Below are 12,917 nucleotides of genomic sequence, written 5' to 3'. Positions count from 1 at the left end.
CATGCGCCGCCTGCTGCGATGGGTGTTCCTCGTCGGCCCCTGTCGCCTGTACGTTCTCGGCGAGGCGGGCGGTGGCGTTCTGCCCATCGCGGTGATCGCGGTGATGGCTGCTTTCGCGGCGTTGAGTGGCGGTGTCGGTGCGCTTGTTGCTCTCGTTGCCGGCGGCTCCGTCGGGGACGCGTTCTTCAACTGGGGTCTTGGTGGGCTGCTGGTATTGCTGGGTTGGCTGGTCTACAGCCTGCTGCTGTATGTCGTGCTGTGGATAGCCGGCCGGTCGCCGATGGTGGTCGCGGGGCTGGATGACGGCGTCAGCCATGCGCGGCACGCTGCGGGCGTGGGCGATCCGGGCTGGCGGCGCCGGGGACAGGATCCGTTGATGCCGTTGAGCCTGGCCGGGTTCTTTCTGCTGATGGTCGGGTTTCTGCTGGTCGGGTCGACGGTGACGGCGGTGCAGGAGCGGAAGTACGGCGGGGAGAAGGTGGTCGTCGCCGGGGAGGTGCTCCGGTACGACGATGGGCCGGGTGGGTTCGGCAAGCGGCATCTGGTGACGCGGTATCCGGTGGGGGACGAGCTGATCACCGGGGAGGTGCTGGCCGATGACCTCGACCTGGATCGCGATGTCCCGCGTCCTGGGCAGCAGGTGGAGGTCGAGTATCTGGTGGCGGATCCGCACCGGGTCCGGCCGGCCGGAGCGGCCAAGCGGGCGGCTGATGATGTCGCACAGGATCGGCTCGTCAGCGGGATCTGTGGTGGGCTGGCTGTGCTCTGCGGTGGTGCGTGGCTGATCGGGTGGTGGCGTCGCCGGGTGTGAGTTGAGCGGGAGATTGTCCGGTTTTCGGGGCGTGGTACGGGGGAATATCTCGTCTGGGGCCGGGATCTGGCACGATTCGTTCATGACGTCGACGTTGATCACCGTTGCTCCCACTGGCGCCGAGACCGCGAAGGCGGACTGTCCGGCCCTGCCGACCACGCTTGACGAGCTGGTTGAGACGGCCAAGCGGTGCGAGGCGGCGGGGGCCGCGATGATTCACATTCACATCCGGGACGGTGAGCATCGGCCGACGCTGGATCTGGGGCGGCTGACCGAGACGGTCACGGCGGTCCGGGAGAACACGGCGCTGATCGTTCAGTTGTCAACTGGTGGTGCTGTGACGGACCCGTTCGACCACCGGCTGCGGGTGCTGGACGCCGCGCCGGACTCGTGTTCGCTGACGATGGGCACGGTCAACTTCGGTGACGATGTGTTCATGAACCCGTGGCCGTTCGTCACGGAGCTGTACCAGCTGACCCAGGAGCGCGAGGTGGTACCGGAGTTCGAGCTGTTCGACCTCGGACACGTGGCGGCACTGGGACGGCTGCTGGACAAGTACGGGCTGCCGTATGGCGGCAAGGTGCACTGTGACCTGGTGATGGGCGTCCCGGGTGGCATGCCCGGTACCACGAACGCACTCGTTGCCGCAGTCAACGGTCTCCCGGTGGGCGTCACGTCCTGGTCGGCCACCGGCGTCGGCCGTACGACGCTGCCGATCGCGCTGGCCGCGTTGTCCTGTGGTGGACACCTCCGCGTCGGCATGGAAGACACGCTCACGCTCGCCAAGGGCCAACCGGTAACCCACAACGCCGAACTGGTCGAACGCGCCGCTACCATCGCCACGCTGGCTCAGCGCCCGCCGATGTCTCCCGACGAGGCGCGCGACCTCCTGAACATCAAGCCGCGCCCCTGAACCACCCCGATCACCACACCGACGACGACAATGGTGGCCTCCAGCAACAACCAGTCCCGCAGGTAATCCCGCGGCAACACCGTCGGGTTGACCCCTTTCCCTTGCCTGATCAGCAAGGGAACCGCCACCACCGTCGTCACCCCGACATACAGCAACGTCGTCCGAACCACCCCGACGATCCGATGCCGCCCGGGCCCGATCGACCACCGGGTCAGCAGCCAACCGGCGGCCACGGTCAACGGCACCAGAAGGAAGTCGTCAGTCACCACTGCACCCCCGAGCCACAGTGGCAGTCGAATCAGTGCGTCCACGCTGACGGCCTGCAGTAAGAGCCGCAGCCCCCAGAGCCCGAAGCCGACGCCGACAGCACCTAGCGCCGCGCGCGCTCCGCGCGCGGCGGCGCGGGTGGGGAGGGGGCGGGCGGCCTGCGTCTCGGCGGCTGCAGCGGAGTCCTGCGGACTCGCCTGCGTCTCGGCGGCTGCAGCGGAGTCCTGCGGACTCGCCTGTGCCTTGGCGGCTGCAGCGGAGTCCTGCGGGCTTGCCTCCGCAGCGCTGGTCGGTGGCTCAGCTTCTTTCACTGGAGGACCTCCAAGCGGTGGACCCATTTGGTTTGGAGGACGCCGGGGCGGTTGGGGGCGATGATGCGGGCGGGGTAGCCGTGGTCCAGGGCTAGCGGGGAGCCGTTCAGGCGTAGGGCTAGGAGGGTCAGGGGGTCTTCGGCGAAGTTTGGTGGGAGTTCGGTGGTGGCGTAGAAGCCGCCCTTCTCCATGGAGATCACTCGGAGGTGGGAGTTGGGTGGGGCGTCGCAGAGGGCAAGGAGGTCTCGGATGCGGATGCCTTCCCAGCGGGCGCCTTGGCTCCAGCCTTCTACGCAAGCGATCGGGAGTGCGGAGCGGCTTTGGGGTAGGGCGCGTAGTTGGTCGAGGGAGTAGGACAGTGGTGTCGGGCCTTTGACGGTGAAGCGCCAGTCGGCCTCGACGGGGAGGACCCCGGCTGCCTCGGCGGTTCGGTTGACCGGCAGGCCTTGGGGGCCGATGTTGGGCTTGCGGGGGGACAGGACGGCGATCGGGCCGAAGGCCGGCACGGATTGGCCGACGGAGGTGATGCCGACCAAGGTGGCGGCGCCGGCGACGGTGCGGAAGAGGCCGCGACGGGTCAGGCCGGTGATTGCTGGCGGCAACGAGTCGGTCTGCGGTACCGGCGTACGGGTGGGGTCGTGCGGTAGCGGCGTACGGTCGGCGGGGGTGTGGCGCCAGTTGGTGATGATGAGGGGGAGCTTGACCGCTAGGTGGACGAGCAGGGCGCCGATGATGATCCAGGCGAGGGCGTAGTGCGTTTCCTTGAAGGGGAACGGCCAGGGGTACCACTGCAGCGTGTTGAGGAAGCCGATGAACAGTTCCAGTGCGAGCGCCGACACCAGGACGAGGATCGAGCCGCGTTCGAGGACCGTACCGAGGGCTTTGCGGCTCGGCGGCCAGGGGAGCTTGGCGAACAGCTTCGGGTAGACGGTCCAGAGTTTCGCCAGTAGGAGCGGGACGGAGACGATTCCGCTGAGCACGTGCACGCCCTGCGTCACGCGGTACAGGGAGGCCGGCCGGCTGGGGATGACGAGCCAGCCCGGCGTCGCCTGCTGGAAATGGCTGAACAGCCCGGTCAGGAAGCAGATCGTGATCGCCACCCCGAGCCAGCGCCCGAGCACGACGGCCACCCGCGGATGGTGCAACGGCGACGGGAACGATTCCTCGGTCGGTGGCTGCGGCAACTTCATGCTTCTCATCAGAGCGCACAATCCACCCACCCAACGCCCGCCTCCGGTTACTGCTCGCGAACGCCCTCCCGGTACGCCGTACAGCCGCTTACGGCTCGCGAACGCTCGGCCACATCCCTTCCATTCCCTGCCCTCCCGGCCTGGCGCTTCCCGCCGCGTCCGACCCGGACGGCCATGCATGCATAAGTTGCGGTCGGACGGGGCTACACCGCTTGAGTGAGCACTTGTAGCGCGACATGTGCGTGCTCGGCGATCCGCTCGTGCGCGGATCAACACCCAGAGTCGCGGCTGCGGGCCTGGTATCCACAGGTTTGGGGTTGCGTCCGAGCGGGATGGCACCTCATCGCTTTAGGCTGGGCAGGTTCGAGCGAGAGGAGCGGGACAGTGAGGACGCAGCAGCGGTCGTCGGACGATGACGAGCGCGCTCTGGCCGACCTTGCGGAGGTGTCCGACTGGAAGCGCGTCTGGGGACCGCCCGAGACCGGGCTGGATGCGATCCGCACGCTGGTGTCGCGCGTCACCGCCGCTACCGGCTGGCGCCCTTGGGCTCCCGGCAACATCGACCCGAATCGCTACACCTGGGGCCTCGTGACTCCGCGCCGGACCGTGATGCTGGTGCTGCCGGACGCGGTACTTCCGGACAGCCCGCGCGGTGGCTGGTCGGCGTACGAGATCGGTCCTGATGAGGTCGGCGAGGCTGAGGACGGCCTCGACGACCGGTGGCCCGACCAACTCGAACTGGCCCGGCGGCACTGGGGTCAGCCGGTCTTCGTCGGGCCGGGCACCGATCCGCGGATCCCGCTGGAATGGCGCGGCCGGCGCCGCCATCTGGCAGTCTGGTTACGGCCTGGCGCCGAGATGCATCTGTACGCGACCCAGCCCCAGGTCGACCCGGCAGGGACCAGCGCCGGCTTCGGGTACTCCGTCTATGCGAGCGAGGTGGCCTGATGGCGTCGATCGAAGAAGACATGCTCCGGGATGTCTACAAGGTGTTCCGGAAGATCGCCGCCAAGTATCTGCGCAAGCGCGGTCCGAGCATGTCGCAGCGGATGCAGCAGGCGCGGGCTCAGCAGCAGGCGCAGTTGCTGGAGGCGCTGCGGGAGCAGGAGTACCGCTCGCTGGTCGAAGATATGCAGAACGAGCGGCGGCACAACCCGGAGTACGCGAGTGCGCTCGACGGGCTGTCGGATGCCGAGCGCACCCAGCGGGTCGAGGCTGAGGCGCGCTGGCAGCAGGACCAGCGGGATCGGATGGATGCGGACCCGGACCTGACGCCGGAGGAAATCCAGCGGGATGTCGACCGCGACCTGGACAACAACGGGCTCGATGACCGCGAGGACCGGCAGCGGGAGGCCGAGGACTTCGAGCGGAACGTCGTCGATCGCGATGGCAACGGGGAGGTCGACGCGGTCGAGCAGCGGCAGGAGCAGCAGGCCGAGCGCGACGCCGAGCAGGCGCGAGAGCGCGAGCAGGAGCGAAACGCCGAGCAGCGCGAGACGGAGGAGGCGCGCGGCGGCGACGTACTGCCGGCTGCCGCTGCGGCTGGAGCTACTGCGATTGCTGCCGAAGAGGTTGCTGAGGAGTTGCAGGAGGAGCGCCGGGAGCAAGACCTCGAAGACCAGCAGGAAGCCTCCGCACTGAACGAGGACGGTACTTCGCCCGAGGTGCTCGGCGAGACCGCCGCGGAGGCATCCGAACGCCAGGAACAGGGCGACCGACTGCAGGACCAGGACGGCGCAGCCCCCGAAGTGCTAGGCGAAACCGAGGCCGAGCGCGACACCCGACTCGCCGAGCCCGAGGTCACCCAGGACGACCGCCTACTCGACGAGGACGGCGCGGCGCCTGAGGTGATCGGCGAGACCGAGGCTGAGCGGGATGCTCGGCTGGCGGAGCCGGAGGTCACCCAGGACGACCGCCTGCTTGATGAGGACGGTGCGGCGCCTGAGGTGATCGGCGAGACCGAGGCTGAGCGGGATGCTCGGTTGGCGGAGCCGGAGGTCACCCAGGACGACCGCCTGCTTGATGAGGATGGCGCGTCGCCTGCGGTGATCGGTGAGGATGCGCGTCAGGTCCAGCAGGAGCAGGACGAGCGGATCCTGGATGAGGACGGTGCAGCGCCCGCTGTCATCGGGGAGGACGCCCAGCAGGTCCAGCAGGAGCAAGAAGGGCTGGACCAGAACCGGGCAGAGTCAGGCGGGTTGGAGCCGGACGGGTTGGACCAGGACCGGGCCCAGCCGGACGGGGTGCAGTCGGACGGGTTGGACCAGGAAGGTGTCGAGCAGGACGGGACTGAGCGGGAGCGGCGGGAAGAACAGGTTCAGCCGGGGGAGGCTGGGCCTCAGCCGGGACTGCCGACCGGAGGAGATCAGGCTGCGGCGGCCGATCAGGAGGCGCAGAACGAGCAGCGCGGGCCGGACTACGTCGAGACCACCTTGGAGCAAGCGCGCTCGGAGAACGGCCAGAACGGCCAGGGTGAGCAAACCGGTCAGCGCCCGGGGATGTCGCAGGACGAGATGAACAAACTCCGAGGACTCCAGGGCGGCCAAGCCGACGCCGCCGCGGCGACCCGCCCGCGCACCGGCGAGCCCGCCGAGGTCGGCGCAGGCGGCAAGAACCCAGGAGCCCGCGCAGCCGAACTCCGAGCCGACAAAGGCAGCCGCCGAGACAGCCCCGGCGTCGGCGAGTAGCCCGCGCGTACCGGCGTACCGGTTAGTAGACGATTGCTTGGGTGTTTTCGGTGAGGATTTCTTCGGTGAAGGTGGGGGCGCCGGCGACGCGGGTGCCGGGGAGTAGGTCGGGCTCGGTCAGGTCTCGGCGTTTGGCGCATTGGGTGCAGACGGTTAGTTGACCGCCGGTTAGGACGGCGGACAGGAGGTCTGCGGCGGGGGCGGCGTGGGGGAGGGTGAGAGCCTCGGCTCGGCCGGGGACGGCGAACCAGACGGCTTCGCCGGTGAGCCAGAGGGAGACCTGGGCGCCGGCGGCTACGGCGGTGGCGGCGACGGTCAGGGCTTGGTTGGCGCGCTCGGGTTCCTCGGCGCCTGCGGTCAGCTTGATCACCAGCGTGCGGGACATCACGCCACCGTAGCTCAGACGGCTGCCGCCATCCCCTAGACTGACAATCGTGCTTCACGTCATCTTCACGACCCTGCTGGTGCTCGTCACCGTGTTCATGGGCTGGTTCTCGGCGTTCGTCGTCTACCGGCTGTACCGCGGCCGCGCGGCGAACTGAGGCGACCGATGGCGTTCGAGATCCCGCAGGACCTGCACCCCGACCTGATGCCGCTCGCCTGGCTGCTCGGCCGGTGGGAGGGGCGCGGGCACGGTGACTACCCGACGATCGAGAAGTTCGAGTTCGGCCAGCAGATCGACTTCAGCCACAACGGCAAGCCGTTCCTGCACTACGTCAGTCAGACCTTCGTGGTCGGCGAGGACGGCAAGCGCGAGCGCCCGCTGGCGATGGAGACCGGGTTCTGGCGGCCGAAGCCGGACGGCAAGCTCGAGGTCGTGATGGCCCACCCGACCGGCTTCGCCGAGGTCTGGTACGGCGAGATCGACGGCGCCAAGATCGAGATGCGCACCGACGTGATCGCCCGCACCGTCACCGCCAAAGAGGTCAACGCCGGCCACCGCCTCTACGGCCTGGTCAAGGGCGAGCTCCTCTGGGCGTACGACATGGCCGCCGAAGGCCTCCCGCTCCAGCCCCACCTCTGGGCCACGCTCGTCCGCGTCTAACTCTCCGACACCCAGGAGTACTCGACCTTCGGTCGTCCGCTGCGGCCGTCATAGCGTTGGGTCCGCAGCGCCTGACCCTGGTCGGCCAGGTGCTCCAAGTACCGCCGCGCCGTGATCCGGGACGTACCGATCGAAGCCGCGACCTCCTCGGCGGTCCACCCTTCGCGGTCGCCGAGCAGAGTGACCACGCGGTCCAGTACGGACCCAGCCAACCCCTTCGGCACCGACGAGCTGGTTGCCGGATGCAACAACCGGTCGACCTCGTCCTGGTCCGCGACGACCTGCCCGGACTCCGCCGCACGCCGCTGCCGCGCATAGGCGCTGAGCCGATCCCTCAACGTTTCAAAGGCAAACGGCTTCAACACGTACTGCACGACCCCGATCCGAGCAGCAGCCTGCACCGCAGCCACCTCGCGAGCAGCCGTCACCGCAACCACATCAATTTGGTTGCCAGCAGCACGCATTCGCCGTACGACGTCCAGCCCGTGCCCATCCGGCAGATTCATGTCGAGCAGCACGAGATCCACCTGCTCCTGACTCAGCACATGCAGCGCGCGGGCCGCGGTACCGGCCAACCCAATGCACACGAACCCCGGCAGCCGATCGACGTACACCCGATGCGCCTCCGCGGCGACCGGATCATCCTCCACCACCAACACGCGCAGGTCATGCATCAGTGCCCCGTAACCGACGTAGCTTGACGCTGGAGGCGCCCAGGCACGCACCTCGCGGCACTTGACGAGCATCCACGATGCTCCGCATCGAGGACGCTCCTCAAGCACCGCGATGCACGCACCTGGACACCTCCATCGTTCAAGCTATGTCGGTTACGGGGCACTAGCGCTCACCGCCCGCGGCAACCGCACCCGGACGGTCAACGCCGGTACGTCGTCCAGCTCGGAATCCGGGTCGACCATCAACGTCCCCTGCCAGCGCTCGACGGTACTGCGGACCAGCACCAGCCCCAACCCATGCCCCGGCTCGGCCTTCGTCGTCCAGCCCCGGTCGAACATCCGCGCCAACTCGGTGGCCCCCAACTCGGCGCCAGTGTTCGTCACGGCGAGATCGATGTACTCCGTGCTGGTCGATGCTTTCAGCTCGACCCGCCGTGGCGCAGTACCGCCGCGCGCCGCCTCGACCGCGTTGTCGAGCAGGTTGCCGACCACGGTGACGATGTCTTGGGCGGGGAGCTTCGTATGCAGCGCCTCGGAGCCCAGCTCGAGCGTGAGCAGCACACCCCGTTCCTGCGCCTGGGCGAGTTTGGCGAGCAGCAGCGACGCGAGCACCGGATCGCCGACCGTACCGACGACGCGATCGGTCATCGCCTGCGCGAGCTGCAGCTCGGAGACGGCGAACTCCCGCGCGCGCTCCGGCCGGCCGATCTCGATCAGGCTGACGACCGTGTGCAGGCGATTCGAGGCCTCGTGGTTCTGCGCCTGCAGCGACTCGGCCAGGCTGCGGACCGCGTCCAATTCGCCGAGCAGGGCTTGCAGTTGAGTGTGATCCCGCAGCGTCACGATCCGGCCGGAGCGGGCGGGCTGCTGGTTGACCACGACGACGCCGAGCGCGCCGAGATGCAGTTCGTCGTACGCCGTCCTGCCGGCGCGCAAGAGACCCGAGAGCGTCGCGGGAAGGTGAAGGTCGTCAACCGTCGCACCGGGCGGGACGTTGCGCAGGCCGAGCAGCCGGCGGGCCTCGTCGTTGAGCAGCTGGACGTGACCGTGGGAGTCGACCAGGATCAGGCCCTCGCGCGCCGCCCGGAGTACGCCTTCGTAGAAGTCGAGCATCCAGGCCAGCGCCTGCGTTCCCATCCCGCGGGTGGTGTGCCGGACCCGCCAACTGACCAGCGCGTTGCCGGCCACCGCGACGCCGAGCAGCAGGCTGGCGACGCCGAGCATCGAACGCAGCTCCATCTGGATCAGGTCACCCCAGCCGGTCCGTGCGATCCCGGCCGCGGCCGCGTCCCGGTCGGCCTGGGTCCGCGAGTGGGCGAGCAGCACGATCCAGACCAGCACGATCATCACCGAGACCGTGGCCGTCTGCAGCCAGAACACCTGGCGGCGCAGCTCCCACGGGCGGTCTCTCATAGCCGTCATTCTCCACACCACTGTCATCACTGGCATACCGCGCGCCCGGCCGGCGGATCCGTTCGCGAACGATATGAACGAAATGCGCAGTTGTCCTGTGCGTCACGTCACAGTTACTCAGAACCCGCCCGCCCGGCAAATCAGGAGTCCCCCATGGCGAGCCCCACCGCACCCCGACCGACTCCGGTTCGCAACGACCGGACCCACTTCCTCTACATCGCCGTCATCGTCGCCGTACTGCTCGGCATCGGCGTCGGTTTCATCTTCCCGGACTTCGCGATCGAGCTGAAACCGCTCGGTACCGGGTTCGTGAACCTGATCAAGATGATGATCAGCCCGATCATCTTCTGCACCCTGGTGCTCGGCATCGGGTCGGTCCGGCAAGCCGCCAGCGTCGGCAAGGTCGGAGGTCTCGCGCTCGGCTACTTCCTGGTGATGTCGACGGTCGCGCTGGCCATCGGGCTGGTCGTCGGCAACCTGGTCCAGCCGGGTTCCGGCCTCAATCTCACCGAGAAGCTGCGCGACGCCGGCCAGAAGCAGGCCGCGGGCGCACACGAAGGCACCACTGACTTCCTGCTCGGCATCATCCCGAAGACGATCGTCTCGTCGCTGACCGAGGGCCAGGTGCTGCAGACCGTCCTGGTCGCCCTGCTCGTCGGCTTCGCACTGCAGGCGATGGGCTCGAAGGGCCAGCCGGTCCTGGACGGCATCGGCCACATCCAGCGACTGGTGTTCAAGGTGCTGTCGATGATCATGTGGGCGGCGCCGGTCGGTGCCTTCGGCGCGATCGCGGCGGTCGTCGGCGCGGCCGGCAGTACCGCGCTGGTCAGCCTGCTGAAGATCATGCTGGCCTTCTACATCACCTGTCTGCTGTTCGTGATCGTCATCCTCGGCACCATCCTGCGGGTCGTCACCGGGCTGTCGATCTTCCAGCTGCTCAAGTACCTGGGCCGCGAGTTCCTGCTGATCGTCTCGACCTCGTCGTCGGAGACCGCGCTGCCGCGACTGATCGGGAAGATGGAGCATCTCGGCGTCGACAAGTCGGTCGTCGGTATCACCGTCCCGACCGGCTATTCGTTCAACCTGGACGGCACCGCGATCTACCTGACGATGGCGTCGCTGTTCATCGCCGAGGCAATGGACCAGCCGTTCTCGATCGGTCAGCAGATCTCCCTGCTGGCGTTCATGATCCTGGCCTCCAAGGGCGCCGCCGGCGTCACCGGAGCAGGGCTCGCGACGCTGGCCGGCGGTCTGCAGTCGCACCGGCCGGAACTGGTCGACGGCGTCGGCCTGATCGTCGGTATCGACCGGTTCATGTCCGAGGCCCGCGCGCTGACGAACTTCGCCGGCAACGCGGTCGCCACCGTCCTGGTCGGTCACTGGACCGGCGGCTTCGACAAGGAACAGGCCCGCCAGGTGTTCGCCGGTGAGGACCCGTTCGACGAGGTCGCCTTCGCCGCCGGCGACACCCACGCAGGCGACGTACCGGAGCCGGTCCCAGCCCTCGAAGGCCGCCCAGCCGACCACTGAGTACCCCGGACCGCCGGCCGACCGGCCGGCGGTCCGGCCTCCAAGACCATCTGTCCCACCCCTCAACGCTGCCCGTCGACTCCCAACCGTCTGGGAGTCGGCGGGCAGCGTGCTTGCTACTTGCCGTTGAGCATCTCGACCACCGGGGCGAGCTCGTCGAGGTAGTCGGTGTTGACGGTGATGTACGACGCGCCGAACTCGTCCCGGCGGCGCTGGAGTTCGTCGGCCATCTCCTGCGGGGTTCCGCGCAGCAGCATGAGCGAGTCGCTCTTCTCGAGCTCAGCAGGGTCCAGGCCGGTCGCCTTCTTGCTCCAGGCGGGCAGTGCCGTCGTACCGGCGGCGAAGAGGTTCATGGCCAGCTCGATGTGGTCCGCACGCGCACCGGCCAGCTCGCGGAGCTCCTGGGTGAGCTGCAGCATCTCCTCGCGCGGTGCCGTCGCAGGCTTGGCCAGGGAGACGATGTCTGCCCGAGCGGCGGCCAGTGCGAGCGAACGCGGTCCGCCCGAGGCGAGCATGACCGGCGTGTGCTTGTCGCCGTCGAGCTTCGCCAGCTGGTCCAGCGTCTCGCGGACCTGGTCCCGGCGCTCCTTGGCTGACCCCCAGGGCAGGCCGACCTCATTGACCTGCTGCTCGGCCTGCGGGCGCCCGGTGCCGATACCGAAGTCGAAGCGGCCGTCGGTCAGTACGGACAGCGTGTGGGCGTCCCAGGCGGCCGAGCGCGGCAGGCGCAGCGGTGCGGCGGCTACGAAGGTGCCTACCCGGATGTCGGCTGCCATGGCGGCTACTGCGAGCGTGGGGAACGGTGACAGCAGCTGCAGGCCGTCCGGCATCAGCACTGTCGAGTACCCGAGGCCGGCGGCCCGGCGTACCGTCCGCTTCCACTCCTCGGCGCCGCGGTCCGCGCTGCCCACCACACCGAACCGGAATGCCCTGTTCGTCATCGTCCTGCTCCTCTCGAATTTGGTACTACCAGCGTTGCGGACCGTGGTGTTGTCCACATCCCACAGCGGGAGGCAGTCGGCGTACGCCGGTGGACGTACTCTGGTGACATGTCACTGACGCGTAGCCCCCTGCTGGACCTCCCAGGCGCGGTCGAGGCGGACGGGCTGGACGCCGGGGTCGCGGCGCACTACGGCTCCGACCTGCGCGAACAGCGGGCCCTGGTCGCAGGCAAGGGCTTCGTAGACCTCTCTCACCGCGACGTGGTCAACATCACCGGCCCCGACCGCCTCACCTGGCTGCACGCAATCACCAGCCAGTACTTCGAGGGCCTACGCCCCGGCACGTCGACCACAGCCCTCCTGCTGTCCCCGACAGGGCACGTCGAGCACGCCATGTACGGCCTAGACGACGGCGAAACCTTCTGGCTCCACACCGAGCCCGGCGCAGCCGCCCCACTCGTCGAGTGGCTCCAGAAGATGGTCTTCATGTCCCGCGTCGAGATCAAAGACGTGAAGGACGACTACGCCATCGTGTGGCGTCCCGGTCCCGCGCCTGCGGACGGTCCGCTGACCCGTAGCGGAGCGGATTCCCTGGGTGGACACGAAGTCTTCCTACCCAGGCAAGAACTCAGTGCGCTTGAAGGACCCGCTGCGGGTGTGTGGGCGTACGAGGCGCTGCGGATCGAGGCCGGTGCGCCGCGGCTCGGGCTGGATATGGATGAGCGGGCTATCCCCAATGAGTTGGGGTGGCTTGGGGTTGGCGTGCATCTGGACAAGGGGTGTTATCGCGGGCAGGAGACGGTTGCTCGGGTGCACAATCTGGGGCGGCCGCCGCGGCGGCTGGTGCGGCTGCATCTGGATGGGTCGGTGGATCACCTGCCGGCGCACGGGTATGCGGTACGGATCGGGGAGAAGCAGGTCGGGTTCATCGGTTCGGCGGCCCGCCACCACGAGTACGGGCCGATCGCGCTCGCGCTGATCAAGCGCAACGTGGACCCGGAAGCGGTGCTCGAGGTGGTCGCCGAGGACCAGCCGACAGTCACCGCCACGCAGGAGCTGCTCGTCGACCCCGAGGTCGGCCTGCACGTCCGCGCCCGACTGTGAAACTTGTGAGCCGGATCATCTCCTATCCACC

General features: G+C 68.4%; 13 protein-coding genes. 7 read left to right on the top strand and 6 right to left on the bottom strand.

Going from position 1 to position 12,917, the window contains the following annotated elements:
- Position 1 precedes the first annotated feature (1 nt).
- A complete protein-coding gene (locus AB0M15_RS07075; RefSeq protein WP_363814845.1) occupies positions 2-811 on the top strand; it encodes a hypothetical protein in 810 nt (269 codons plus the stop codon).
- 82 nt (positions 812-893) lie between these two features.
- Complete coding sequence (locus AB0M15_RS07070) at positions 894-1,724, top strand: 3-keto-5-aminohexanoate cleavage protein (RefSeq protein WP_363814843.1); 831 nt, start codon at positions 894-896, stop codon at positions 1,722-1,724.
- Here AB0M15_RS07070 and AB0M15_RS07065 read toward each other — a convergent pair.
- Positions 1,661-2,302 carry a hypothetical protein gene (locus AB0M15_RS07065; RefSeq protein WP_363814841.1) on the bottom strand — a complete coding sequence of 214 codons (642 nt, stop codon included), beginning with the start codon at positions 2,300-2,302 and terminating at the stop codon, positions 1,661-1,663. The two genes, AB0M15_RS07070 and AB0M15_RS07065, sit on opposite strands and share 64 nt — an antisense overlap.
- The gene (locus AB0M15_RS07060) at positions 2,299-3,492 is read right to left on the bottom strand and encodes a molybdopterin-dependent oxidoreductase (protein ID WP_363814839.1); all 1,194 of its coding nucleotides are present in this window, start codon (positions 3,490-3,492) and stop codon (positions 2,299-2,301) included. The genes AB0M15_RS07065 and AB0M15_RS07060 overlap by 4 nt, the downstream gene beginning before the upstream one ends.
- A gap of 384 nt (positions 3,493-3,876) precedes the next feature.
- On the opposite strand from AB0M15_RS07060, the gene AB0M15_RS07055 reads away from it, so the two are divergent.
- Together AB0M15_RS07055 and AB0M15_RS07050 are read left to right on the top strand one after the other, a co-directional pair.
- The gene (locus tag AB0M15_RS07055; RefSeq protein ID WP_363814837.1) at positions 3,877-4,440 is read left to right on the top strand and encodes a hypothetical protein; all 564 of its coding nucleotides are present in this window, start codon (positions 3,877-3,879) and stop codon (positions 4,438-4,440) included.
- The gene (locus AB0M15_RS07050; protein ID WP_363814835.1) at positions 4,440-6,179 is read left to right on the top strand and encodes a hypothetical protein; all 1,740 of its coding nucleotides are present in this window, start codon (positions 4,440-4,442) and stop codon (positions 6,177-6,179) included. The genes AB0M15_RS07055 and AB0M15_RS07050 overlap by 1 nt, the downstream gene beginning before the upstream one ends.
- A gap of 22 nt (positions 6,180-6,201) precedes the next feature.
- On the opposite strand, the gene AB0M15_RS07045 is transcribed toward AB0M15_RS07050, so the two are convergent.
- Positions 6,202-6,564 carry a DsrE family protein gene (locus AB0M15_RS07045; RefSeq protein ID WP_363814833.1) on the bottom strand — a complete coding sequence of 121 codons (363 nt, stop codon included), beginning with the start codon at positions 6,562-6,564 and terminating at the stop codon, positions 6,202-6,204.
- A 165-nt stretch (positions 6,565-6,729) separates the two neighbouring features.
- Here AB0M15_RS07045 and AB0M15_RS07040 point away from each other — a divergent pair, with 165 nt between their 5' ends.
- Entirely contained in the window at positions 6,730-7,224 is a 495-nt protein-coding gene (locus AB0M15_RS07040; protein WP_343969824.1) for an FABP family protein, read from the top strand.
- On the opposite strand, the gene AB0M15_RS07035 is transcribed toward AB0M15_RS07040, so the two are convergent.
- Together AB0M15_RS07035 and AB0M15_RS07030 are read right to left on the bottom strand one after the other, a co-directional pair.
- The gene (locus tag AB0M15_RS07035) at positions 7,221-7,898 is read right to left on the bottom strand and encodes a response regulator (RefSeq protein WP_363814831.1); all 678 of its coding nucleotides are present in this window, start codon (positions 7,896-7,898) and stop codon (positions 7,221-7,223) included. The two genes, AB0M15_RS07040 and AB0M15_RS07035, sit on opposite strands and share 4 nt — an antisense overlap.
- Positions 7,899-8,051: 153 nt before the next feature.
- Positions 8,052-9,311 (bottom strand): ATP-binding protein, encoded by a 1,260-nt coding sequence (locus AB0M15_RS07030; RefSeq protein ID WP_363814829.1) that lies wholly within the window; start codon positions 9,309-9,311, stop codon positions 8,052-8,054.
- Positions 9,312-9,464: 153 nt separating this feature from the next.
- Between AB0M15_RS07030 and AB0M15_RS07025 the strand changes: the two genes are divergently transcribed.
- Positions 9,465-10,841 carry a cation:dicarboxylase symporter family transporter gene (locus AB0M15_RS07025; protein WP_363814827.1) on the top strand — a complete coding sequence of 459 codons (1,377 nt, stop codon included), beginning with the start codon at positions 9,465-9,467 and terminating at the stop codon, positions 10,839-10,841.
- A gap of 116 nt (positions 10,842-10,957) precedes the next feature.
- Here the strand turns inward: AB0M15_RS07025 and AB0M15_RS07020 are convergent, their stop codons facing one another.
- The gene (locus AB0M15_RS07020) at positions 10,958-11,782 is read right to left on the bottom strand and encodes an LLM class flavin-dependent oxidoreductase (RefSeq protein WP_363814825.1); all 825 of its coding nucleotides are present in this window, start codon (positions 11,780-11,782) and stop codon (positions 10,958-10,960) included.
- 108 nt (positions 11,783-11,890) lie between these two features.
- On the opposite strand from AB0M15_RS07020, the gene AB0M15_RS07015 reads away from it, so the two are divergent.
- Positions 11,891-12,886, top strand: coding sequence for a folate-binding protein (locus AB0M15_RS07015; protein ID WP_363814823.1), 996 nt, complete (start codon positions 11,891-11,893; stop codon positions 12,884-12,886).
- Positions 12,887-12,917 lie beyond the last annotated feature (31 nt).

This window comes from Kribbella sp. NPDC051718 (assembly GCF_040681515.1).
GTDB lineage: Bacteria > Actinomycetota > Actinomycetes > Propionibacteriales > Kribbellaceae > Kribbella.
Note: the sequence above shows the minus strand (reverse complement) of the source record. Positions and strands in the feature narration are given on the sequence as shown.